The organism is Maricaulis sp. ABE4_448, from assembly GCF_056160825.1.
On record NZ_JBSWXX010000001.1, the window covers coordinates 945,087 to 968,641 of the forward strand.

Sequence of the window (23,555 nt, forward strand, 5' to 3'; positions counted from 1 at the left end):
GTCTCCAGGGGTCACATTTCCGAACCGCGAAACCGGTCCCCACTTTCGCTGGAAATGCCCGGTCTCTAGGGGGCGATTTCCGGACCGCGAAACCGGTCCCCACTTTCGCTGGAAATGCCTGGTCTCCAGTGGTCGCATTTCCGGACCGCGAAACCGGTCCCCACTTTCGCTGGAAATGTTCTAGAAGTTCTGTGTCCAGCCGATATCGAAGCGGACCGAACGGCCCGGCTCGCTGACGCCGGCGAAGACGCGGTCATAGTCGTGATCCAGCAGGTTCTCGACGCCGGCATTCAGGCTCAGCCCGTGCTCGGCAAACGGCCGCCAGCGGGCATAGACATCCGTCACCACATAGCCGGCACGGTGCTCGGCCGTATCCAGCGGCTCGTCATACTCGCCGGCGGCTTCGATGCGGCCGCCCAGGATCAGGCGGTACTGGTCAAAGCTCCAGCGGCCATCGACGAACAGGCGCGTCGGGGCCAGCGAACCGATCGGGTCGCCCGACTGGGCATCCTTGCCATCAATCCCCGTCAGAGACGCATCGAGCGAGAAGGGGCCTTCGGCGAAGCTCGCCTGGATTTCATAGCCCGACAGTTCGGCCGAACCCACATTGCTGCTCTGCGTCGTGCCGGCCGTACAGGGCAGGAAAGGCGGCGCAAAGCAGCTGCCGTCGAAGGCGAAGTCGACCGACAGGTCGATGAGGTTTTCCGCGTCGGTTTCATACCAGGAGGCGCGCAGGTCCAGCCGATCGACGCCGACACGGTCGGCCAGATCAACACCGAAGCCGATCTCCAGGGTTTCGGTCTCTTCCGGCAGCAGGTCCGGATTGGCGATAAAATCGTTCGACACGAAGATCGGGGCGCCGAGGATCGGGTGCGGGAAGGAGAAGTGCGTTCCGTCCAGATAGAGCTCGTTGATCGACGGTGCGCGGAAAGCCTCGCCCCAGCTCACAAAGACGTTGAATGTGTCGACCGGCGCATAGGTCAGGCCCAGACGCTGTGAAACGGCGTCGTTCGACACGGCGGTGCTGGACGGTGTCGAGGTCTCGAACTCGTCATAGCGCACGCCCGGCAGGACGATCATGCGGCCGGGCAGGCCGAAGGGCGCCGGGCCGTCGAGTTCCAGCTGAACCCAGCCGGCCGTGAATTGGCTGTCGGCATCCGGCGCACCGCCACGGGTTCCGGTCGGGTCATTGCTGTCGAAGCCGTCCTGGCTGTCCTCGTAGTATTCGCCGCCCACCGTCAGTCCGGCCTCGTAGGCGCCCAGATTGAATTCGAAACGCTGGTCGCCCCGGAGACCGACGGTTTCCAGATCGCGGCGCAACTGCCGGCCGGACACCGTCTCGCGCTCATCGACGCCGGTCTCGTTGCGGTAGACCGTCAGTTCCAGGTCCAGCCAGTCGATCGAGCTCGGTGCGATCGCGGCAGTGAGGGTCAGATTGTCGGCCGTGATGTCCTTGTCGGCGAGAGCGTTCAGCGGATCCACGCCGGCATTGCCCTGGCCGTTATTGGGTTCGGTCACATCGCCGGAAAAGCTTTGCCAGCTCAGCTCGGCGCGCAGGCCGTCGCCGAAATCATTGCCGATCTTGATCAGGCTGGAGAAGGATTCGTCATCGGCCGGAAGGTCATTGCCGGACCCCAGGCTGATGTCGCCGGAGGAACGGGCGGAGATGGAGGCCAGGAAGTCAGCCGTGCCGGCCCGGCCGTACACGCTGGCAGAACCGCGGGTTTCCTCGTCCACCGACCGGTAGCCGGCGCCGAGGGAGTAGCCCCAGCTTTCACCGTCGTCCAGCAGATCGTGGGCGCTGGCCGTGCGGAAGGAGACGACACCGCCGGACGCACCGGATCCGTAGATCGCCGAGGCCGGGCCGCGCACGGCTTCGACACCGACCAGCAGGGCCGGGTCTATAAAGAACACGCCGTCATGGCCGGAAGAATAATTCTGGCGGGCGCCGTCGAGCAGCAGGGTGGTGTTTTCCCGCCCCTGACCGCGCAGCGCAATCGTCTGGCCGGTGCGGCGCGGACCGCCGGCAACCTCGAGGCCCGGCATGGAGCGCAGCAGATCGTCAAGATCGGCCGGGCGTCGCAGGTCCAGGGCTTCCGCATCGATCGTCGCCGTCATGCCCGGATAAACAAAAGCGTCCAGCTCGGTATAGGTGGCCTCGACAACGATGACGTCGGCAGTGTCGTCAGTGTCTGCGACATCCTGCGCCAGCCCGGGCGTGGACAGGGCAAGGGCGGCAACGCCGGCAAGCAACACGGTTCTCATTTGGAAGCCTCTGAGTGCGAATGATTATCAACCGCGAGGTTCTGCCCCTTGCTTTTTGCAAATGCAAGTGAGAATTCTTTCCAGGAATGCAGACAGGTCCCCCGGGCCAATCCATGGATGAGGGTTTCATGAAGATCGCCTATCTCGCCGCCGCCACCGCCGTCGCTCTTGCCGCGGGCGGTTGTACGACCACCGCAGATACGGGCGCGGCTGCCGCTGCCACTGCTGAAATGCCGGCCGCCGTGCGCTCGCAAGCGCTTTACGAACAGGACCGCGAGGCCATCCTCGCCATGCGCGGTCAGTATGAAGTGACGTTCGATTTCCGCGAGACCGTTCCGATCGCGGACGGCTATGAGCTCGCCGAACCGAAACACACGCCGGCCCGTGAAGTCGTGCTGGTCGTCGAGGATACCGGCGACTTCATCATGCTGCAGCACCTGCTGATCGCGGGATCGGACGGCGAATACTTCATCATCAAGCACTGGCGCCAGGACTGGCGCTACGAGCCGGAAACCGTGCTGGCCTTCCAGGGCCATGACGACTGGACGGTGGACGACGTGCCGGCTGCCGAACGCACCGGTGCTTGGTCGCAGACTGTCTACCAGGTCGATGACAGCCCGCGCTATGCGGCGGTGGCACCCTGGACGCATGACGAGACCGGCGTGTCGACCTGGGAGCCGCCGGTTTCCTGGCGTCCGCTGCCGCGCCGCGACGACACGACCCGGGACGATTACGACGTGATCGCCGCGGTCAACCGCCACACCATCACGCCCTGGGGCTGGACCCACGAGCAGGACAATTCCAAGCTGGTCGTCGAGACCGACGGCACGACGCGCGAACTCGTCCGCGAGATCGGCGTGAACACCTATCGCAATGCCGAGCTCGGCGGGCACCAGGCGGCGCATGACTACTGGGATGCGACCCAGGAGTACTGGGCCCTGGTCCGCGCCTATTTCGACGAGCTGGAAAACTCTGCACAGCGCTTCCACATCGAGGACGATGCGGAAGGCACATTGCTCTACGGCCCGGTGCTCGAGGCCGGCCAGCGTGTCCTGTTCGGCATGGCGACGGCCGACGAGGCCTATGCCGACGCCCAGACCTATCTGGACAGCCAGATCACGGTTATCGAGTAAGTCCTACCGGGCGGCGGCGACCTCGCGCGGGCGTCCCTGCTCGAAAGGCAGGGCGGCCGGCGGTGCCGACTGACAGAGCCGGGCGAGCGCGTCACGCATCCAGCGTGTCGCGCCGTCCAGTTCGAAGCGGCGGTTCCAGTAGAGCGCGATCGGCACGCAGTCGATCTCGAAGGGCAGGGGGTAGGCGGTGACACCGCCGTCCTGCACCATCTTGCTGGCGAGCCGGCCGGGCACGGTGGCGACCAGATCGGTCGTCCGCACCAGGTGCGCGAGCGTGCCCATATGCTGTGTAGTCACGGCGACGCGGCGGCGATAGCCCAGCCGGGCCAGGGTTTCGTCTACATGCGACTCCGAGTCGCCGCGCTGCGAGAAATTCACGTGCACGAGATCCGCAAAAAGTCCGATGTCCGGCATGGCGCGGACCCGGGGGTGGTTTGAGCGCACCGTGAAAGCATGCTGGTCCTGCATCACCGTCTCGACGCCGAAGCGTTTGGCCGCCGGCGCTTCCTTGTGCAGCAGGAAGTCGAGCTCGCCGGCATCGAGCATGTCCAGCCCCTCATCGAGATCGGGTGAGCGCAGGCGCAGGTCGATCTGCGGCGCTTCTACCGCCATGTGGGCGATAAGGCCGGGCAGGATGAACAGGTCGAAATAGTCCGCACTGCCGATCCGGAACTCCCGCCGGCACAGGCGCGGATCGAAGGCCGGGCCGCTGTCCAGTGCCTGTTCGATATGGCGCAGCGCCTCGCGGACATCCTTGATGATCTCGACACAGCGTTCCGTGGGTTCGATACCCCGCGGCGAGCGCATGAAGAGCTGGTCGCCGAATGAGGACCGCAGGCGCGCCAGCGCATTGGACACGGTCGGCTGTGACACGTTCAGCCGCCGGGCGGCGCGCGTCACATTGCGTTCGTGCCAGAGCGCTTCGAAGGTGATCAGCAGATTCAGATCGACATGCTTGAGCGACATGATGGCCATCCTTTGCGCGTCTCGCTTCGCCCGGCCTCAGAAATGCCGGGTCAGGCGAAGGGTGAGCGCATCGTCGCGGTCGGCCGGAAAAAGGGCGTCCCGTTCGTCCACATTGAGCGTAAACCGCCCTTCGAGTTCCAGGAATATATAGGAGCCGAAACGGCGCTCCGCTTCGATCAGGGCCGCGGTGGAGCCATTTTCCGTATCGATCACCGCCCCGCCGAGGATGGCGGTGTCGTTGATATCGTTCAGCGCCAGCCGTCCGCCCAGGAAGATATCATTGTCGAAAGCGGTCGGCGGCGCGATGGCCGGATCGCTGTCGCGGCCATCGAGATGATACTCGGCCAGCACACCGAAATCGGCGCCGGACGCCGTGATGCCGTAGAATGTGTACTCCAGCCCGCCGGAAAAGGCGCCGAACGTATCGCCCTGCCCCTCGCGGACAATCGCTTCGCCCTTCCACAGCCAGGGGCCCCGGGTCAGCTGCACATCGGCCGACACCTGGGTGATGATGCGGTAGAGCGGATGCAGGCTGTCGCCGCTGTCCGACCCCACGAAGACGGGCTCGCGGTCGGTGCCGTGAAAGGCCGCCAGACCGACATCCCAGTCTCCCAGGAAATGGCTCCACCGCGCCGCCAGATCGACATGGCGTTCCTCGTCGGCATGTTCATAGAGCGGGGCTTGCGTCACCGGCAGCGGACCGCGCAGCCGTCCGTCGCGGCCGGGAAAAGTCCGTTCGCGGAAGCCGGGCAGGAGGAAGAATTCCAGCCGCCCCCAGTCACGCTGGCTCGTCAGGCGAAGGGCCGGCTGGCCCAGCTTGTCCTCGCCGTCGGAATCCTCGACGAGGTCGGTCTGGTTGATGATGTCCACCAGATGACGTGACTCAGTGACACCCCAGAACACCTTTATGAGGCCGGTTTCGAGCGTGAATGTGTCACCTATGTAGCGGTAAAATCCCTCCCGCAGATCGGCATGGGTGCGTTCCTCGTCTGTGCTGTCGATCCGGGCCCAGGGCACCACGACCAGCTGATGCCGGCGATCCTCGCTGCGCCAGCGGAAATCACCTTCCAGGATGATTGATGACTGCACATCGTCCGCCTGTCCGGGCCAGGCCGGGTCGTCCAGGAAGATGCGGGTCTCGACACCGGCCGAACCGCCCGCATCCCATCCCTGGGCGTGGGCTGTCGACTGGGCCAGGACCACTACGGCTGCAAGGATCAGCGCAGGAAGAGCAAGCGAGCGCAAGGTTCGCAGGGAAGAAAGCATCAGAAAGTCTCGTCAACTGGAAAGCGCCGCAGCTGCGCCGGCAGGGAAGGGGCGCAGCTGCGGCAGGGCACGGGCTCAGGCGGGGCGGCAGGAGCCCGCGCAGACGGGGTCAGTACTGGCGTTCCAGAACGCCGCGCACGAAGTCATTGTCGGAAAGGCCGACGCCGAATTCGTAGTCGCTGTAGACAAGCTCGGTGGACTTGCCGGTCTGGTGATTGGTCATCGTCAGGGCGTGTGCCCGCCAGATACCGTCGCCGTATTCGCGGTAGTCAGTCAGGTCGAGCGTCTTGAGGAGATCGCCGCGGCGGTCGAAAAACTCGATCCGCCGGATCTGGTAGATGTCCTGGTCGATATAGGAGACCTGGCGCGAATAGCCGGAATTCTCATAGCGTGGGAAGCGCTCGACGATATCGACCGCCATCGTTTCGCCGCCGATCTCGACATCACCGGACGAGACGTAGTTGTGCTCGTATTTGTTCAGCTCGACCGCCGTGAAATCCTCGAATGCGAACTCGGAGCCGACAAACGGGCCGGACTTGTTGGCCGAAGAGATGCGGCGCACGCGTGCCAGGGCCGGCAGGTAGAGCCATTGATCGTCCGGCTCGAGAATACGAGCATGCGAGAGAAGCGCGGTTCCTTCCACGTCCGCCGGCGTGTGGAACACAACGACCGACTTGTCGCCGACTGTATTGTCCGCGCGCTCCAGCGTCTGGAAGCTCAGCTCGCGGCTGGTTTCCTGGCCGGCGGCGTTGCGCAGCACCATGCGGGCCTCCACGCGGCTGTCGCCGAAACCATTGTCGGAATTGTCCGAGCGCATGGCGATCTCATAGCCCTGGCGCTCGCTGTCGCTGTCGACCCAGTCGGGCAGGTCGATATCTTGCGCGATCGCGGAAGGGGTGGCGATGGCGGCGAAGGCCGCCGTCGCCAGAAGGGCGTTACGCCACAGGTTGGTAGTCACGGTCTTCATTGGACTTTTCTCCGGATTGGGTCTTGGGGGCGGTCAGCTTTGACAGCTCGACCAGCAGGGCCGGCAGGAGCAGGAAATCGAGCAACAGGGCGAAGACGATCGCCAGGGCGGTCAAAAGGCCCATGTCGGCATTGAGTTTGAAGGTGGACATGGCGAGCACGGCGAAGCCGGCTGCCAGGATGATGGTGTTGATCACCACCGCCATGCCGACGGTCTCGAAGGCATAGCGAATGGCCTCGGCGGTCGAGGCCCCGCGCTCCATGCGCGCCCGCCGGTATTTGGTGAGGAAGTGGACGGTGTCGTCGACGACGATGCCGAGCGAGACGGCACCGACCGCGGCGACGGAGAAGCCCACCGTGCCCACCAGCAGCGCCCAGGTCCCGAATGTCGTGAGAATGGGCAGTGTGTTGGGGATGAGGCTCAGCAGGCCGAGGCGGAAGGAGCGCAGCGCCATCACCATGACCAGGCCGATGGCCAGTATGGCGATGATATTGCCTGAGATCATCGAGTTGACGTTGCGCTCGGCGACATAGGCGAACATCACCTGCGCGCCGGTCGCGGACGTGTGCATATAGTCCGGCGTGTTCTCGGCAAGCCAGGCTTCGGCCGCGTCGAGGAAATCCTTGGTCTCCCGCGTCGTGACATTGTCCAGCGTCACCGTCATGCGGGTGGCCGACTTGTCGATATTGATGCGGTCGTTGAGATCCAGGCCGTAGGGCAGGGAGAGTTCGTAGAGCAGCAGGTATTGCGCTGCGAGACTGCGGTCTTCCGGAATGCGGAAATAGGCCGGATCGTCCTCGTGCATGTTGCGGTTCAGGCGCCGCATGATGTCGGTGATGGAGTAGACGTGGGTCACGCCGTCCTGCTGCCGCGCCCAGCTGGCGAAAGCGTCGAGTCTCTCCAGATAAACGGGATCCGATACACCGCCGGCGCCGTCGGCCGGGACCGAGAACTCGATCGGATAGAGGCCGAAATACTCCAGCGCCGTGTCGTTGTCCTGACGGACCTCAAGCGAGGGCGAGAAGTAGTTCACCCACTGATCGTTGAACTCGATCGTCGGGATCAGGGCGATCAGAGCCGCGCTGGCGGCCGCCGAAGCGATCAGCACGCCCCGGCTGTGCCGGGTCACGAAGCCGGCCAGCAGCCCCATGCGCGCGGTCGCGTCCTTGCCGTCGGACTTGCGCGGTGCGGCCTTCATCGGCAGCACGCTGACAACGGCCGGCAGGAAGGTGATCGAGAGCAGCCAGGCGGCGGCGATACCGATCGCCGTCATCGTGCCGAGATGTCCGAAGGGCGGTGAATCGGACAGATTCAGCGCCATGAAGCCGATGATGGTCGTCAGCGAGGTGATCGTGACGGCGAGGAAGTTGATCCGCACGGCGTCCACGATGGCGTCACGCTTGGGCAGACCGTCGCGCATGCGCTGGCGCATCGACATGAGAATGTGGATCGAGTCCGCGATCGCGAGCGTCAGGACGATGGTTGGCGCGGATGCCGAGACCGGTGTCAGGCCGATCGCGAGGAAGCCGCCCGATCCCATCGATACGATCGATGAGAACAGGATCAGGAATAGTGTCGCGATGGTGCCGCTGACCGAGCGGATTGCGACCATCATGATGGCGAGCAGGACGAGGTACATCAGCGGGATCAGCTTCGCCATGTCGCCCATCCCGGACTCCATGAAAGCGTTGTTCATCATGGAGACGCCTGACAGGGCGATATCGATGTCCGGATAATCCGCCTCGATCCGGTCGCGTAGTGCGCGAACGACGGCGACGGCCTCGGGGACTTCCATCGCACTCTCTTCGGGGTATTGGAGCACGATGTTGATTGCGGTGACGCTGGCGTCCTCGGTGATCAGCTGGTTGCGCAGAAGCGGCTCATTGAGTGCGACCGCGCTGCGCTCGGACAGTTCTGCGTCGCTGAGCGTACGGGCATCGCGAACCAGGTCCTCGACAATCAGATTGTCGCCGTCGGCCCAGGTGTGTTGGAAGTTGGTGATGGAATCGACGCGGATCGCGTAGGGAACCTGCCAGCCTGCTTGGGTGATCTCTTCGACTGCGGCGAGGGTTGTCTGGCTGAAGACATTGCCGTCGGACGGCCGGACCACGATCAGGAAATTGTCGTTCTTGGTATAGGTGGCCTGGAAGGTCTCGAAGGCCGCCAGCTCCGGATTCTCGTCCGAGAAGAAGGCCCGGTAATTGGTGTCGAAGGCCAGGCGCGGCATGCCCATGGCAAAGCCGACCGTGGCCAGGATTGTGGCGAGGATGACAATCCAGCGCCAGCGGAGCATGGCTTCGGCGAGGGCCGTCGCAAACATGTCCGTTCGGTTTCTGATAGCGCCCATTTCGGGTCCTTTCGCGCATGCGGTCTCATGCCGGGGTCGCGCAAGACGATCCGGCGGGACGCCCGGGCGTCCGTTGTCCTGTGTTTCGATTTGAAGGGGGTGGCCCGCAGGGGCCGGGGCCGTCAGGCCGGTTTCGCAGAACTCATCCCATTTCCCTCGTCTTGGCGGCCAGGCGGCTGGCTGCTGGACAGGTGGGACAGGCGACGGCATTCCGCCAATCGATGAGGCGAATATCGCTTATCGGGTATTTGAATAATGGTGCGCGAATGTGCGGGGCGGCTTACTTGCGGCCGTACTTACGCTTCACCCAGAAAATGCCGCCGATGGCGATCATGTACAGGGCAAGGCGGAGCAGGACGACGATACCGCCGCGCTCGTCGAGCCGGGAAATCGCGAAATCAAAAGCGAAGTCAGGCGGAACGCCGGTTGCCCAGCGGTAGAAAAAGGGCGCTGCCGCGTCCGCGAAGAAGGCAATGGCTGCTGCCGCCGGCCATTGCGGCCATTTGCGCATGATCAGCGCCGCCACCAGCGACAGGACAATCAGCAGCCACCAGTCAAAACCGGTAAAGCCGGAGGCCAGCCGGTCTCCAAACGTCTCGTACATCCCCGAGCGCTCCCCTACGCTTACGTCCGGGAGGCAGTTTAGGCCGCTTCTTTGCCGCGCGCGAGTGATCCTGCAAGCGCCTGCAGATCCTTGGCAGCATCGCAGGCCGGAGCGCGAACGGATACGCAGGTCTGGTTACGGATTGCTGCGGGCACGTTGACGTCCCGCCGCACGATGCCGGCCAGTGTCGGAGTAAAGCTCAGGAAAGCCTCGCAGGTCTTCTTGAAGGCACCGAAGGCCTCGCGCGCGCTGATCAGGTCGGGCGCGTTGTTGACGACGACCAGCGGCGCGGCGCCGTCGTCATGCAGGCGCAGCGTTTTCACAAAGGCGTAGGCATCGGTGAGCGAGGTGGGCTCGTCATTGATGACGATCACCACATCGTCTGCCGTCAGCGCCAGTCGTACCGTCGCGCGGTCGGCGCCGGCGGCCAGATCCAGGATGGCGCGATCATAGGAGAGGGCGAGCGCTGCGACGCCCGAGGCCAGCTTGGTCAGGCCCGGGCCGGCGAGATTGGCCAGGGCGCCGGAGCCGGAGCGGCCAGAGATGACATCGAAACCGCCGCGCTTCTGGGAACCGCCGAAGGCCGGACCCACCGCGTCGGTCAGGGAAACCTTGCCGTTGAGCACGCTGGTGATGTCCGCGGCGGGCTGGAGGCCCAGCTGGACGTCGATATTTGCCATGCCCAGATCGCCGTCGACGAGCAAGACCCTTTCGCCCATCTGAGAGAAAGCATGGGCCATGCCGATCGCGGACGCGGTCTTGCCGACCCCGCCCTTGCCGGAGGCGATGGCCAGAATGCGGCCTGCGGAGCGGTCTTGCGGCGCGGATGCGAGCTTCATTGGTCCGCCTCTTCGAACGGGGTGTCACGGTCTTCGATGAGAACCCGGGCCAGCCGCAGCGGTGTGGCCGGGGCCAGCCCGCCCCCGATGAAGGGGGTGGAGGAAATCTGGGCAAAGGCCAGCCCGGTTTCACCCACGCCCAGGATTGCACCAAGGCGTCGGCTGGTATCAAGCTTGACGGGGATGCAACGGCTGGCGCCGATCGAGGCGAACAGCGATGCGGCATCCTCGGCGTCTTCCGGGGTCAGCCCGGCGTCGAAAACATAGATGATTTCAGCCCTCGCAGAGTCGGCGAAAGCGAGTGTCATGTCCAGATCGTCCAGCTCGAACGGGTTCACTGCCGGGCTGTCAATCAGAATAGGGCCGTCAATTTCAGCGACCGCATCGATCATCTCACGCGGGTCGTCGGCCGTGCGGAATTCGGCGCCCATGCGCTTGGCCAGAGCCCGAAGCCGCTCGTCGGCGCCGGCGCGCTCACCGTCGCATGAGATCAGGGTGGGTTTGGCGCCGGCGGTGATCGCACGTGCCGCTATTTTCGCGAGCGCGGAAGTCTTGCCGACACCCGGCGTGCCCGCGAACAAGAGGGCGTGCTCGGGTACGGCCGGCAGCGGCTGGAAGGTGTAGCGGCTCTCGATCGCGTGGGCGAGACGGGCCACGGCCTGGCCGTCTGACAGATCGTGGGCCGCGCGGATCAGGGCCTGAGCAGCGCTACCGGGCGTGCGGTGAAACCCGAGCGCCCGGATAACGCGGTCCAGATCGCTGTCTTCACGCATCCCGCGTTCGATCTCGGCCTCGGCATGCAGTCGCTCGGAGCGTTCACGCACCGGTTCGGCCGGTTCGCGCACATAGGCCGTCTCGGCGGCGGCACGCACCTGCACACCGCCGCCAGGCGCGTCGGACGTCGCGATGATTACCGCATCCGGGCCCATTTCACGGCGCACATCGGCCATGGCCTGGGTCAGGGACGGGGCAGAGAAGGTTTTCAGGCGCATGATTGGTTCAATTCACAAGGGGGTTCCGGCCGGTCAGCCGACATGGCCCAGAGTCTTCAGACGTGCGCTGGGGTGGATCTCGTTCTGCGAAATCACCACCGTCTGCGGGCGGAAACGTTCCACCAGAGAGCGCACATACGGACGAATCATCGGGCTCGTCAGCAGTACAGGAACCTGACCCTGTGCTGATGCGGTTTCAAAAGAGTTTCTGATCGCGGCGACGAAATCGTGCAGTTTTGAGGGCGCGAGCGCGAGCTGCTTGCGGTCCCCCTCGCCGATCAGCGACTCGATGAAGGCCTGTTCCCATTGCGGCCCGAGAGCCAGAACCGGCAGGTTGCCGTCGAAGGACTTGTTGGCGTGGCAGATCTGCCGTGCCAGACGCGTGCGGACGTGTTCGACGATCGCATCGAGATGCTGGGTCGTGGCGCTCGCTTCGGCGATGCCTTCCATGATCGTAGACAGGTCGCGAATGGAGACACGCTCGCGGATCAGCGACTGCAGGACGCGCTGGATGCCGGCGCGGCTGATCTGTGCCGGCGCAATATCGTCGACCAGCTTCTTGTGTTCCTTCGACAGCTTGTCGATCAGCTTCTCGACTTCGGCATAGGACAGCAGGTCCGCCATATTCTCGCGCAGCTGCTCGGTCAGATGCGTCACCAGGACGGCGGCCGGTTCGACGATCGTATAACCGCGGAAGGTCGCCTCCTCGCGCGTGCCTTCGTCGATCCAGGTTGCGGGCAGGCCGAAAGTCGGCTCCTTCACATGGTCGCCGGGCATGTCGATCGGCAGGCCGGCCGGATCCATGACCAGGAGCTTGTGCAGGCGCAGCTCGCCGCGGCCGGCTTCCAGTTCCTTGATGCGGATCGTGTACTCGTTATTGCCCAGCGCCATGTTGTCGACGATGCGGACAGCCGGCGTGACAAAGCCCATTTCCTCGGCCAGCGAGCGGCGCAGCGCCTTGATCTGGTCGGTCAGCTTGCGGCCGTCGACATCATTGATCAGCGGTAGCAGGCCATAGCCCAGTTCGATCTTGAGCTCGTCGATGGCCAGGCTTTCCTCGATCGGCGCGTCGCCGCTGGACTTGCTGGCGGTCTCTTCGGCGATCTTGTCGGCTTTTGCCTCTTCCTCTTCGCGCGCCTTGCGTTCGGCGACATCGCGATTCATCCAGGCCAGAGAACCAGCGCCGGCCGCCATCAGGGCGAAGGGCAGGAAGGGCATCCCGGGCAGGATGCCGACCATCAGGGCAACGCCGGAAACCAGGCCCAGGCCTTGCGGGTTGGCTGTCAGCTGACCGAACACGGCCTTGTCAGCTTCGCCGTCGACACCGGCCTTGGAGACGAGCAGGCCCGCAGCCACGGAAATGATCAGGGCGGGGATCTGGGAGACCAGGCCGTCGCCGATCGTCAGGGTGGAGTAGGCGCTGGCGGCGTCCGGGAAGGACATGCCCGACTGCACGACACCGATGATGATACCCCCGATCAGGTTGATCGCCGTGATCATCAGGCCGGCCATGGCGTCACCGCGCACGAACTTGGAAGCACCGTCCATGGCGCCGAAGAAATTGCTTTCGCCTTCCAGCTCGGAGCGCCGCTTGCGCGCTTCGTCTTCATTGATCAGACCGGCCGACAGATCGGCATCGATGGCCATCTGCTTGCCGGGCATGGCATCGAGGGTGAAGCGGGCTGCGACTTCCGCGATCCGGCCGGAACCTTTTGTAATAACGACGAAGTTCACGATCACCAGGATCGAGAACACGATCACGCCGATCACGACATTGCCCTGCATGACGAAGGCGCCGAAGGCCTCGATGACCTCGCCGGCCGCGTTGGTGCCTTCATGGCCGCGCGACAGGATGAGGCGCGTCGAGGCGATATTCAGGCCCAGACGCAGAAGGGTGGTAATCAGCAGCACCGCCGGAAAGGCCGAGAATTCCAGCGGTTTCTTGATGAAGAGCGCGGTCATCAACACCAGAACCGACACCGAGATGGAGATGGCCAGCGAGAAGTCCAGCAGCATGCGGGGCATGGGCAGGAGCAGCATCACCAGGATGGCGAGAATGCCCACGGCCAGCGCCACGTCGCCGCGCATGACGCGGTTCAGGAAGGCGCGGGTATCAAATCCGCCCGCATTGGATGCGGCGGTTTCGGATGCTGCGGTGTCGACCACGATCTAGTCCAATCAGGCTACGGAGGCGCCGGTTACAGGCTGGTTGGGTGCGGGAATGTCCACGCCCTGGTCCGAGTAGAGTTTCAGCTTGTTGCGCAGGGTGCGGATCGAGATGCCGAGAATGTTGGCGGCATGGGTCCGATTGCCCAGGCAATGGTCGAGCGTGTTCAGGATCAGGTCCTGTTCCACCTCGGCCACGGTGCGGCCGATCATGTCGGTCTGCACAGATTGCGCGGCATCGGCGGCCTGGCGGGCGACGCTGTTACCCGAACCGGTGAAAGCGGAACCATCCGGCATGCGGATCGCGTCCGGCGTGATCTCGCGGCCGGATGCCAGCAGCACCGCGCGGTGCATGGCGTTTTCCAGTTCGCGGACGTTGCCGGTCCATTCGCGGGCCAGGAGCTGTGTCTTGGCAGCCTCGGAGATAGGCCGCTCCTCGATCGCATTGGCGGTGGCATACTTCTTCGTGAAGTGTTCGGCTAGGGCCAGGATGTCGGCCGGGCGCTCGCGCAGCGGCGGCAGCGCCAGGTTGACGACGTTCAGGCGGAACAGCAGGTCTTCGCGGAAGATGCCTTCGGCCACGGCCTTGCGCAGGTCGCGGTTCGACGTCGCCAGGATGCGGATGTTCACCTTGACCGGCCTGGTGCCGCCGACCCGGTCGATCTCGCGTTCCTGGATGGCGCGCAGCAGCTTGGCTTGCAGGCGGATGTCCATTTCCGAGATTTCGTCCAGCAGCAATGTGCCGCCATCGGCTTCCTCGAACTTGCCCACGCGGCGGGCAATTGCGCCGGTGAAGGCGCCTTTCTCGTGACCGAAGAGTTCCGATTCCAGGAGGTTTTCCGGGATCGCGGCGCAGTTGACGGAGACGAAGGGGGCCGAAGCGCGCTTGGACTTGGAGTGGACGTAGCGCGCCATCACTTCCTTACCGGAGCCGCTTTCACCCGTGATGAGGACGGAGGCGTCGGAGGCGGCGATACGGTCGGCGAGCTGGATGACGGCCTGCATGGACGGGTCGCGGGCGATCATCGGACGTTCGTCATCGGCGATGGCTTGCAGGACAGCGGCGATCAGGTCGGCGTCCGGCGGCATTGGAATGAATTCCTTGGCGCCGGCGCGGATCGCGGCCGCGGCAGCTTCCGGACGGACATTCACGCCACAGGCAACGACCGGCACGGAGATGCGCTCGGCCTCGTTGGCGGCGATCAGGGCCTCAACGTCCAGCGACAGGTCGACCATGAGCAGGTCGGCGCCGCGGCCGGCACGCAAGTGCGCGGTGGCCTGTTCGATCGTATCGACCTGCGAGACCTTGGCGCCCCGGTCCAGGGCAATCTTGGTGGCGGTGTGCAATTGTCCGCCGAGGCTGCCAACTATCAGAATGCGCATGGTGTTACTCCGTCCTCCGGCGGCCTAGGCCGCGTCCCCGTCCTTGATGATTTCCGTCATGGTTACGCCCAGCCGGTCATCAACCACGACGACTTCGCCGCGGGCCACCAGCCGGTTGTTGACGTAAATGTCGATCGCTTCACCGATCTTGCGGTCCAGCTCGACCACCGATCCGGAGGTGAGCTTGAGAAGCGAGTTCACGTCGATATGAGCCTTGCCCAGCACAGCCGAGATGTTGACCGGGACATCGAAAACCGGCGCCAGATCGGCGGCGTTCTTCGCATCGTCTTCCAGCATCTGCTCGGCCTTCGGCGCGGGTGCCGTCGCCGGTACCTGCTGCGCGTCATTGCCCAGATCGGGCAGGTCAAAATTATTTTCGTCAGCCATTCTGGCCTCCTTCAAGCAGCAGACGCGCCGGCCGATTGGCCGGTAACGCCGTCGGTGCTGTCATCTTCACTGGGACCGGCCGCGAGCCAGCGGGCCACGACATCATTGAGCCGCGCTTCGATTTCCTCGGCGCTGCGCTGCACTGCGCCGGCGCCCCATTCCATGCGGACATCGGCGCCGCGCATGCCGGCGTCGCCGCGCACCGAGATCGCGCCTTCAAAGCCCGCATCTCGGGCGGTCGCTTCGAGGCGGTCCGACAGGTCTTCGACGAGTTCTGCGGCGCAGCGCACGGACAGGCGCGGCTCGGACCGCAGGTCCTGCACCGTTTCGCGCGCCAAGCTGTCGATGGTCTCCAGCGGGTAGGCCGAGAGGGCTTCACCAGCGATCTTGCGGGCGGCAGCGACAGCTAGGCCGGCGGCTTCGTGGCGCAGGGCCTCCGATTCATTGGCCAGGCGAGCCAGGATCAGCTGCATCTGGGAGGCGATGGCCTGCAGCGCGTCGGCGCAGCGGCCCTCCTCCATCTCACGCCCTTCCTCGACACCCCACATGCGTGCGGCTTCGACATCGTCCTGTGTGAAGAAGCGCTTATAGCTTTCGCCTTCGCGCAGGATTTCACCATTGCGGTCGAACTCGGTATCGAAGTCGAATTTGACAGGATTCATCGTTCGTCCGCTCCCTAGTAGATCAGTTCATCGTCGGCGCCGCCATCGGCGAGCATGATCTCGCCCTTGGCCGCCAAGTCCTTGGCCACCGAGACGATGGCCTGCTGTGCCTGGTCGACGTCTTTCAGACGCACCGGACCCAGTGCTCCCATATCTTCGCGCATGATTTTCGCGGCGCGTTCGGACATGTTGGAGAAGAACAGGTCGCGCAGGCTGTCGGAGGCGCCCTTGAGCGCCAGGCCCATCTGGTCCTTGTCGATGCCGCGCATCAGCGTCTGGATGCCGCCCGGGTCCAGCTTGGACAGGTCTTCGAAGACAAACATCAAAGAGCGGATCTTCTCGGCGCTCTCGCGATTGCGCTCTTCCAGCGCCGCAAGGAAACGGTTCTCCGTCTGCCGGTCGAAATTGTTGAAGATCGACGCCATCATCTCATGGCTGTCATGCTTGGACGTGCGCGCCAGATTGGACATGAATTCGGTGCGCAGCGTTTCCTCGATCCGGTCGAGGATTTCGCGTTGCACCGGTTCCATGCGCAGCATCCGCGTGACCACTTCCAAGGCAAAATCTTCGGGCAGGGCCGCCAGAACGCGCGATGCGTGCTCGGACTTCACCTTGGACAGAACCACGGCGACGGTCTGCGGGTATTCATTCTTCAGGTAGTTCGCCAGAACCACCTCGTTCACATTGCCCAGCTTGTCCCACATGGTCCGGCCGGCCGGACCACGCAGCTCTTCCATGATCGCCTCGACCTTTTCGCCGGGCAGGAAGGAGGTCAGCAGCCGCTGGGTGGCCTCGAACGAACCCATCAGCGAGCCGGTCGAGGACATCTGGCCGACGAAGTCGACGATCAGCTTTTCCACTGCGCTCGACGTGACGGTGCCCAGATTGGACATTGCCTGGGAAACCTCGCGGATTTCCTCTTCGTCGAGGTGTTGCCACATCGACTCGCCTTCATCGCCGAGCGCCAGCAACATCACGGCGGCCTTTTCCGGGCCGGTGAGTCTGGCGGGATCTTCTATGGCGCGCTTCTCAGACATGGCCGGGATTACCCTTCATGCAGCCAGGAGCGGAGGATCGCGATCGATTCCTCTGGGTGGGATTCAACGATGTTGGCGACTTTTTTCAGCGACGAGGCTTTCACCTGGCCGTCGATTTTCTCGATGTCGATCGAGTCGTTGCTGTTGCCGCCCGGCAGAGCCGCAGGGCGGTCGCCCTGGGCCGGCAGTGCCATCGGGGCCGGCCCGGCATCAGCGCCGGCCGCAGCCAGGGCCAGGCCTTGCGGCATTGCCGCGCCGCTGGCGCCTTTGACCAAGGGACGGGCGACCAGGAAGATGATCAGCAGGGCGGTCACGAACAGGACAATGATTTCAGCGACCCGCATGATATCGGCTTTCGACAAGGATAGCGGGCTGCTCGCGGGCGTGCCCAGCAGCGGGTCGGCGCGGGCGAACTCGATCTGACGGACCGTCAGGGCATCGCCACGATCATCGCTGAAACCCATGGCCGACCGGACGAGCGCCTCGATCTGCTCGATCTGGGCCTGCGGGCGTTCACGCCAGACCGTGGCGCCATCCTCCTGGACTTCGACAAATCCGTCGACGGCGACGGCAACAGACAGGCGCTCGATGGCACCGGCTTCGACAACTTCGGTCCGCGTGGTGCTGGACAGGGCGTAGTTGACGGTTTCGCTGGACGTCTCACGATTGGCGATATTGCTCGCGCCGTCGGCCTCGCCATTGGCGCCGTCGGGCAGGTTTTCGGAGGCGGAGACGCGGTTGCCGGAGCCCTCGCGATCGCTGGAAACATCTTCGGAGCGCTCACGCGACAGCAGGACAGAGCCTTCCGGGTCATAGGTTTCCGAGCTTTGGGTGACACTCTGACGGTTCAGATCGGCTGTTACCTGGACGCGCGCGGCACCGGAACCGACGACACCCTCGACAATATCCAGAATATTGCGGCGCAGTTCGGCTTCGACCTCGCCGCGGCGCTCATCCATCAGGACTGCACTGGCATTCTCACCGTCGATCATGCTCGCCAGCTGGCGGCCGCGATCATCGGCGAGGGCGACCCGGCCCGGCTCGAGGCCAGCGCCGGAGGCGACGATATTGCGAATCACGCGGATCTGTTCGGCATTGAGGCGCTGACCGGTCGAGACGGTAACAGCTGCGGTCGGCTCCTGCTGATCGCGGGCAAACAGGCGGCGTTCGGGCAGGTTCAGGTGCACCCGCGCGCTGTCGACAAAGGCCATGGATTGGATAGTGCGTGCCAGCTCGCCTTCCAGGGCGCGCTTGGCATTCAGATTCTGGACGAAGCTGGTCTGGCCGAAATTGTCCTGGCGATCGAAAATCTCGTAGCCGACCGAAGCGCCGGACAGCGGGCCGGACGACGCGACGCGCACACGGGCTTCGTCAACCTGCGCCGTGTCGACATAGATCGCCGTACCACCTTCGCGAATCTCATAGGCGATATTTGCCTGGTCGAGCAGCTGGCTGGTGGATGCCGCTTCGGCCGGGTCGAGGCCCGAATACAGGAGCGACTGGTTGCCACCACCTACAGCACCGGAAAAATACACGAGCGCCGCGGCCACGCCCACGGCGAGACCGAAGATGGCGGTCAGTCGCCCGGCGCCAAAAGCCTTGAACTGGTCGAGTAGAGCGTTCACGGAGAATCCTGCCTTACGTCCCTGCTTCATCAGCGAAGCACTGGGCAGAATTTTCCTACCGGTCTCGTAAACGAGGGTTTAATGACGCTTAATAGGAAATGCACTCCACCCGTCGAGACCAGGCAGAGCACACAAACACGATGTGCGATTGACATGTTGAACGGCGACCCGGGGGGAGGGCCGCCGTTCGGAAACGCTAGTTAAGGGGGGACAACTAGCGATACTGTTGCAGGCGCGTCGTCCGCAGCCCGGCCAGCCCATGCTTGTCGATGGAGCGCTGCCAGCCCAGGAATTCCTCGACCGTCAGCGAATAGCGTGCACATGCGTCCTCGAGCGAAAGCAGGCCACCTCTCACCGCCGCGACCACTTCAGCCTTTCGACGAACAACCCAGCGCTGGGTGCTCGGCTTGGGCAGGTCCGCCAAGGTGAGAGGGCTACCATCCGGTCCAATGACGTAATTTTCTTTTTTAAGGCGCGGCTGCATGTCCGACCCCCGTTGTTCTTGTTTGTAGGGTCACCCTACACAGCGGCCTTTAACATCCACCTAAACCGCTGGGTAAATTTACGTTTAAGCGGCTTGATAGAATTTGTGACGAATTGGAAGCCCGCAGCATGCCCTGCAGGCGGCAAAAAAAGGGGGCGCTCAAGGCGCCCCCTTCGGATCACTAAGGCTTCAGCGCCAACCCTAGCGCTTCATGCGGATCGCTTCATCGAGCATCTCGTCAGCCGTGGTGATGATCTTTGACGAGGCGGAGTAGGCGCGCTGCGTCGTAATCAGGCTGGTGAACTCGGACGCCAGATCGACATTCGAGCTTTCCAGCGTCGACGAGGCGATATTCCCGGCTGTTCCCATGCCCGGACGGGTCAGCGTGTAGGCGCCGGATTCCGGGGTCACGGTGAATGTACCGCCGGCCTGTGCTTCCAGACCGTCCGGGTTGGTGAAGGTCGCAACCGGAATCTGGTAGATCTTGCGGACGATACCGTTTGTGAACTTGGCGAAGACGAAGCCGTCTTCATCCACATCGACGCTGGCGAAATTGCCGAATGCCGAGCCGTTCACATTGGTTGAGCCCAAATTGGACGGGCTGTCATACTGGGTGAAGCCGCCGGCCGAGTTCGCGCCACCGAAATCCAGAGTGATGGACTGGGCGTCGATACCGGTCGAACTCGCCCACTGGAACTGGTTGGCGCCGAGTGGTGCAGCATTGCTCGATGCCAGAAAGTCGAGCGAGGTCGGCAGCGTGGTGTTGGCCATGTCGAGGCGGCCGTTCTCGTCAAAGGCAACCGTACCTGTGAGCAGCTGACCGTCGACCAGGCCGGCGCCGGTTGTCACGTCGGTGGCCGGCGACATGTGAACCTCGGCATGCCACTCGTTCGTCGTCGCGCTCTTCAGCATCGAGATGGTGAGCGTGCGCACGCCGCCGACACTGTCGTAGAAGGGAATCGAGCGCTGGAAGTCCGGTGTGACATTGCCCGATGCCATATTGTTGGCGCTGAGGGTCGGATCGTACGTCGCTTCGTCGGCCGAAACGGCCTGGCGCTGGTAAAGATTGGCATTGAACGACATCGCTGTGGAAGCTTCCGCCGCCCCGCCGATGGATGACAGGTTGATCGTTTCCAGATTATTCAGGTCCGACGGATTGGTTGTCACCGAGCCATCCGACGCGACGGGCCAGCCAGCCAGATACATGCCGGCATCGTTCTTCAGGTAACCGTTCTCGTCCGGCAGGAAGCGGCCGGAACGGGTGAAGGCGACAGTGTCGTTGGAGTCGGCATTCGGCGTTTCGCGGACCACAAAGAAACCGCGGCCTGCGATCGCCAGATCCGTGCTGGTCGAGCCGGGCTGAAGCAAACCGCCTTCGGAGATCGCGAGTCTCGCAACCGAATTCACGCCTGCAGCAGTATAGCGGGAACCGGAGGAACTGCCGCCGCCATCATAGAGAGGCGTGAACACGGAGTTGGCGCGCTTGTAGCCGATCGTGTTGACGTTGGAGATGTTGTCCGAGATCGCGGCGAGCGCGCTCGAATTGGCAATGAGGCCGGAAGCGCCGGCCAAAAGCGCGGAATTGATGCTCATAATGCATGCTCCTTGCGTATTTGGTTCTTGTTTGGAGCTTTCTGCTGCGTTGGTTGAGGCTGCCTTCTGGCGGCCCGTCAGGCCGGCGGGCCTGCTCAATTATGTTCTGCCTGATCAGATTATGTCGTCGACCGTCGCCGACCCGTCTTCGCGAACAGCCAGGATGGAGGATAGCGGCACGCTGATATTGCCCATCTGGACAATCACCTCGCTGCCGGACATGTCGACGCCCGTTACCCGGCCCGAGGCGCGGATTTCGGCCGGGACAGTCTCGTCATCTGCATTCGTGGCGATCACGTCCAGCGTGTAGACGCCATCTTCCAGATCGGCACCGCTTTCACTCTTGCCGTCCCATTCGAACTCGTGAGAACCGGCCGTCACTTCGCCGGTCGAGCGAGCAACGATACGCTCGCCCTGTTTGATGACCAGCGTCACGGATTCGGCGTCGTCGGGCAGGATGTATTCCCAGTTGGCGCTACCATTTTCCATATAGGCCATGGGCGTGTCGGCCATGGCGACCCGGCCGATATAGCCGACCGAGTTTGCTTGGGCGGCGGCCGATTGCAGGATCAGCAGGCTCTCCAGATTCTGGTTCTGGGCGATCTGCTGTTCCACGCTCGAGAAGTCGACCAGCTGGTTCACGAACTGGGTTGAATCCAGCGGGTTCAGCGGATCCTGGTTCTTCATCTGCTCGGTGAGCAGGGTGAGGAACATCTCGAAATTGTCGGCGAGGCCCGTCTGCGAGTTGACAAGCGACGGGCTTGCCTGGGTCGCACTCGTGACTTCGGTCATTCTCGTGTCTCCCTTAGACCCGCATGTCCACGCCGCTCCGGCGTGATAGCAGGAAACCGTATTTCGATTGCTGGACCACCGGCGCAGTGGCCTCTTCGGTCAGCCCGATCTCGCCGCCCTCGGCAAAGATCGGCATGTTGGTTGCCGACGGGTCGCGCTGCGAACCCGGGGTGTCGCCGCCTTCGTCACGCATCTGGAAGGTCAGCCCTTCTTCGGCCAGCTCCAGGCCAGCCTCGTTGAGGCTGCGCTCCAGATCCCGGGCGGCGCGCTGCAATTCCGCAAGCGTTTCAGGACGTTCCGCCGAGAGAACGGCGTGGACCCGATTATCAGCACGCAGCTCGAGGCGCACATCCACCTTGCCCAGCTCGGCCGGGTCGAGACGGATATCGAAGACACGCTGGCCATTGTTGAACTGGCGCGTGATCTGTCCGGCCAGGTGCTGGGCTGTATGCGGCGCAAAGCGCGGCAGATTGGCGCCGGCGCGATCCGCGGGCGCGCGGACATCGCCCGCCCGGTTCAGCTGGATCTCGGCATCGGATTGCGCGGCATCGGCGTTGATCTCGAGCGGCTGCACCGGGGCCGGGTCAGCGGTTCCCGCAGGCTGTGCAAGAGCCTGCATCAGCGGTGACATAGCGGGTGCGTTCGGGTCGCGTTGCGCCGACATTGGGGTGACATTGGCGCTACCGGCTGTGGTACTCGACTGAGCGGAACCCCGCTCGGCCGGCGTGACCGAAACGCGCTGGCCAGCCGGAGCCTCGGTCTTGCCGTTCGACGATCTGGCGGATGCCGGATTGCCGCCGGTCTCCAGGATCGCCGGACGGTGCGATGTTTCGCGCAGCGGAGCGGGGGGCTGTCCGGGCTGCGGCGTCGCATTGGCCGTTGCAACTGTGGTGGCCGCTGCGGGGGATTGGGTGGCTGTAGCCTGGTTTTGCGTGCCTGCCGGCATGCCGGGCCTCGTGGCTGCTGCCGCTTCGGCATTCTTGGATGTCGATGCAGATGTGGCAGCCGGCTGGGCGGGCGTGGCTGATTGCAGGCCGGCCTTGGCGGTCTGGACCGGCTTGCCCGGGGTGGTGCCGGATGTGTCCGGAGCGGACGGAGCGGACGGAGCGGACGGAGCGGACGGAGCGGACGGAGCGGACGAAACCGTGCTGGCGGGCTTGCTGACAGCGTCCGCCTCCGGGGCCGAGGCGGTGGAGACCTGCCTGGCCGGCTCGGGTGCGGGGTCAGCCGCCGCGGTGTCCGGCTGCGACTCCGATGCGCTGTTCGGGGCCGGGTTTGTCACGGTAGACGAGGACATCTGGCCGGCGCTCTTCGCCGGTGCTGCGGTCGTGGACGTTTCGGCTGCGCCGTCCTGCACCTTTGTGGATGCGGCTGCAGCGCGGGTGGCCGCGGCTGTTGCTCCGTCCGGTGCTTGTGCTGTGACGTCTGCTGCCCGTGCGGGCGCAACCGTGCCGCCCGATACTGCTGCCGATGCTGCTGCCGGCGCGGTTCCGGCGGTCCCGGTCGAAGCCGCTTGTGCACCCTGAGCCACCGGCTGAGCGGCAGTTTTTTGCGGGGCGGGCTGCGGCGCTGCGGACTTGCCCTGCGCCGGTTTCTGGCTGGCCGCTATCATGTCCTGAACATCAGATGGTGCATCGGTCGCAGATGCGGGAGCAGGCTGACGCGAGGCAGGCGCATTGCCGACGCTGGCGGTGTCGCCGGGAATGGTGTGCGTGCCGGTTTTTGCAAGACCGGCGGGCTTGCGGGCCGGGGTCTCTTCCGTGCTGCGTGCCGTCTCGACCATGTCGGAGAAGGCACTGTCGCGGGGGGCGTCGGCATCATCAAGACGGCGGCCTGCATCGCCGGCCGGCCGGCCGGCCGCGTTGGGGCGATCGACCGCGGCCGCCGTGTCGGCGCTCCGGGGGAGGTTGGCAGTGGGGAAACCCGATTGCATGTCCGGTCCATCTTGTTCTTGCGGCGCCATCCGCGCCTGGCTTGCTGATCCGGTCGCAAGGGGTGTGCCAGTTTCGATTTGCCCTAACTATTAGAAAATATGCATTAATTTCCC

The 23,555-nt window shown here is 64.1% G+C and carries 19 protein-coding genes; 1 reads left to right on the plus strand and 18 read right to left on the minus strand.

Features of this window, described 5'->3' with window-relative positions; translation table 11 throughout:
• Nucleotides 1-180: 180 nt before the first annotated feature.
• A complete protein-coding gene (locus ACXAJV_RS04510) occupies nt 181-2,265 on the minus strand; it encodes a TonB-dependent receptor domain-containing protein (protein WP_475082404.1) in 2,085 nt (694 codons plus the stop codon).
• Nucleotides 2,266-2,393: 128 nt separating this feature from the next.
• Here ACXAJV_RS04510 and ACXAJV_RS04515 point away from each other — a divergent pair, with 128 nt between their 5' ends.
• A complete protein-coding gene (locus ACXAJV_RS04515; protein ID WP_475082406.1) occupies nt 2,394-3,398 on the plus strand; it encodes a DUF6607 family protein in 1,005 nt (334 codons plus the stop codon).
• 3 nt (nt 3,399-3,401) lie between these two features.
• Here ACXAJV_RS04515 and ACXAJV_RS04520 read toward each other — a convergent pair whose 3' ends face one another.
• From ACXAJV_RS04520 to ACXAJV_RS04600, 17 genes are all read right to left on the minus strand, one after another.
• Nucleotides 3,402-4,364 (minus strand): LysR family transcriptional regulator, encoded by a 963-nt coding sequence (locus ACXAJV_RS04520; protein WP_475082409.1) that lies wholly within the window; start codon nt 4,362-4,364, stop codon nt 3,402-3,404.
• Nucleotides 4,365-4,400: 36 nt separating this feature from the next.
• Nucleotides 4,401-5,630 carry a hypothetical protein gene (locus tag ACXAJV_RS04525; RefSeq protein WP_475082410.1) on the minus strand — a complete coding sequence of 410 codons (1,230 nt, stop codon included), beginning with the start codon at nt 5,628-5,630 and terminating at the stop codon, nt 4,401-4,403.
• Nucleotides 5,631-5,739: 109 nt separating this feature from the next.
• Complete coding sequence (locus ACXAJV_RS04530; RefSeq protein WP_475082412.1) at nt 5,740-6,597, minus strand: outer membrane lipoprotein-sorting protein; 858 nt, start codon at nt 6,595-6,597, stop codon at nt 5,740-5,742.
• Nucleotides 6,566-8,917, minus strand: coding sequence for an efflux RND transporter permease subunit (locus tag ACXAJV_RS04535; RefSeq protein ID WP_475082415.1), 2,352 nt, complete (start codon nt 8,915-8,917; stop codon nt 6,566-6,568). The genes ACXAJV_RS04530 and ACXAJV_RS04535 overlap by 32 nt, the downstream gene beginning before the upstream one ends.
• A gap of 307 nt (nt 8,918-9,224) precedes the next feature.
• A complete protein-coding gene (locus ACXAJV_RS04540) occupies nt 9,225-9,548 on the minus strand; it encodes a hypothetical protein (protein WP_271185661.1) in 324 nt (107 codons plus the stop codon).
• A gap of 38 nt (nt 9,549-9,586) precedes the next feature.
• Nucleotides 9,587-10,387 carry an AAA family ATPase gene (locus ACXAJV_RS04545; RefSeq protein WP_475082417.1) on the minus strand — a complete coding sequence of 267 codons (801 nt, stop codon included), beginning with the start codon at nt 10,385-10,387 and terminating at the stop codon, nt 9,587-9,589.
• The gene (locus tag ACXAJV_RS04550; protein ID WP_475082419.1) at nt 10,384-11,379 is read right to left on the minus strand and encodes a flagellar biosynthesis protein FlhF; all 996 of its coding nucleotides are present in this window, start codon (nt 11,377-11,379) and stop codon (nt 10,384-10,386) included. The genes ACXAJV_RS04545 and ACXAJV_RS04550 overlap by 4 nt, the downstream gene beginning before the upstream one ends.
• A 33-nt stretch (nt 11,380-11,412) precedes the next feature.
• Entirely contained in the window at nt 11,413-13,467 is a 2,055-nt protein-coding gene (gene flhA, locus ACXAJV_RS04555; protein WP_475083288.1) for a flagellar biosynthesis protein FlhA, read from the minus strand.
• A 90-nt stretch (nt 13,468-13,557) separates the two neighbouring features.
• Nucleotides 13,558-14,928, minus strand: coding sequence for a sigma-54-dependent transcriptional regulator FlbD (gene flbD, locus ACXAJV_RS04560; RefSeq protein WP_475082422.1), 1,371 nt, complete (start codon nt 14,926-14,928; stop codon nt 13,558-13,560).
• A 24-nt stretch (nt 14,929-14,952) separates the two neighbouring features.
• A complete protein-coding gene (gene fliN, locus ACXAJV_RS04565) occupies nt 14,953-15,225 on the minus strand; it encodes a flagellar motor switch protein FliN (protein WP_348509235.1) in 273 nt (90 codons plus the stop codon).
• Nucleotides 15,226-15,326: 101 nt separating this feature from the next.
• Nucleotides 15,327-15,977 (minus strand): FliH/SctL family protein, encoded by a 651-nt coding sequence (locus tag ACXAJV_RS04570; RefSeq protein ID WP_475082425.1) that lies wholly within the window; start codon nt 15,975-15,977, stop codon nt 15,327-15,329.
• A 14-nt stretch (nt 15,978-15,991) separates the two neighbouring features.
• Nucleotides 15,992-17,014, minus strand: a complete 1,023-nt coding sequence (fliG, locus tag ACXAJV_RS04575; protein WP_475082427.1) for a flagellar motor switch protein FliG — start codon at nt 17,012-17,014, stop codon at nt 15,992-15,994.
• A gap of 8 nt (nt 17,015-17,022) precedes the next feature.
• Nucleotides 17,023-18,639, minus strand: a complete 1,617-nt coding sequence (fliF, locus tag ACXAJV_RS04580; protein WP_475082429.1) for a flagellar basal-body MS-ring/collar protein FliF — start codon at nt 18,637-18,639, stop codon at nt 17,023-17,025.
• Nucleotides 18,640-18,853: 214 nt separating this feature from the next.
• A complete protein-coding gene (sciP, locus tag ACXAJV_RS04585) occupies nt 18,854-19,123 on the minus strand; it encodes a CtrA inhibitor SciP (protein WP_271185670.1) in 270 nt (89 codons plus the stop codon).
• A gap of 201 nt (nt 19,124-19,324) precedes the next feature.
• Complete coding sequence (locus ACXAJV_RS04590) at nt 19,325-20,716, minus strand: flagellar hook-basal body complex protein (protein WP_475082432.1); 1,392 nt, start codon at nt 20,714-20,716, stop codon at nt 19,325-19,327.
• Nucleotides 20,717-20,830: 114 nt separating this feature from the next.
• Nucleotides 20,831-21,508, minus strand: coding sequence for a flagellar hook assembly protein FlgD (locus tag ACXAJV_RS04595; protein ID WP_475082435.1), 678 nt, complete (start codon nt 21,506-21,508; stop codon nt 20,831-20,833).
• A 13-nt stretch (nt 21,509-21,521) separates the two neighbouring features.
• On the minus strand, nt 21,522-23,441 hold the full coding sequence (locus tag ACXAJV_RS04600; RefSeq protein ID WP_475082437.1) for a flagellar hook-length control protein FliK: 1,920 nt from the start codon (nt 23,439-23,441) through the stop codon (nt 21,522-21,524).
• Nucleotides 23,442-23,555: the final 114 nt, after the last annotated feature.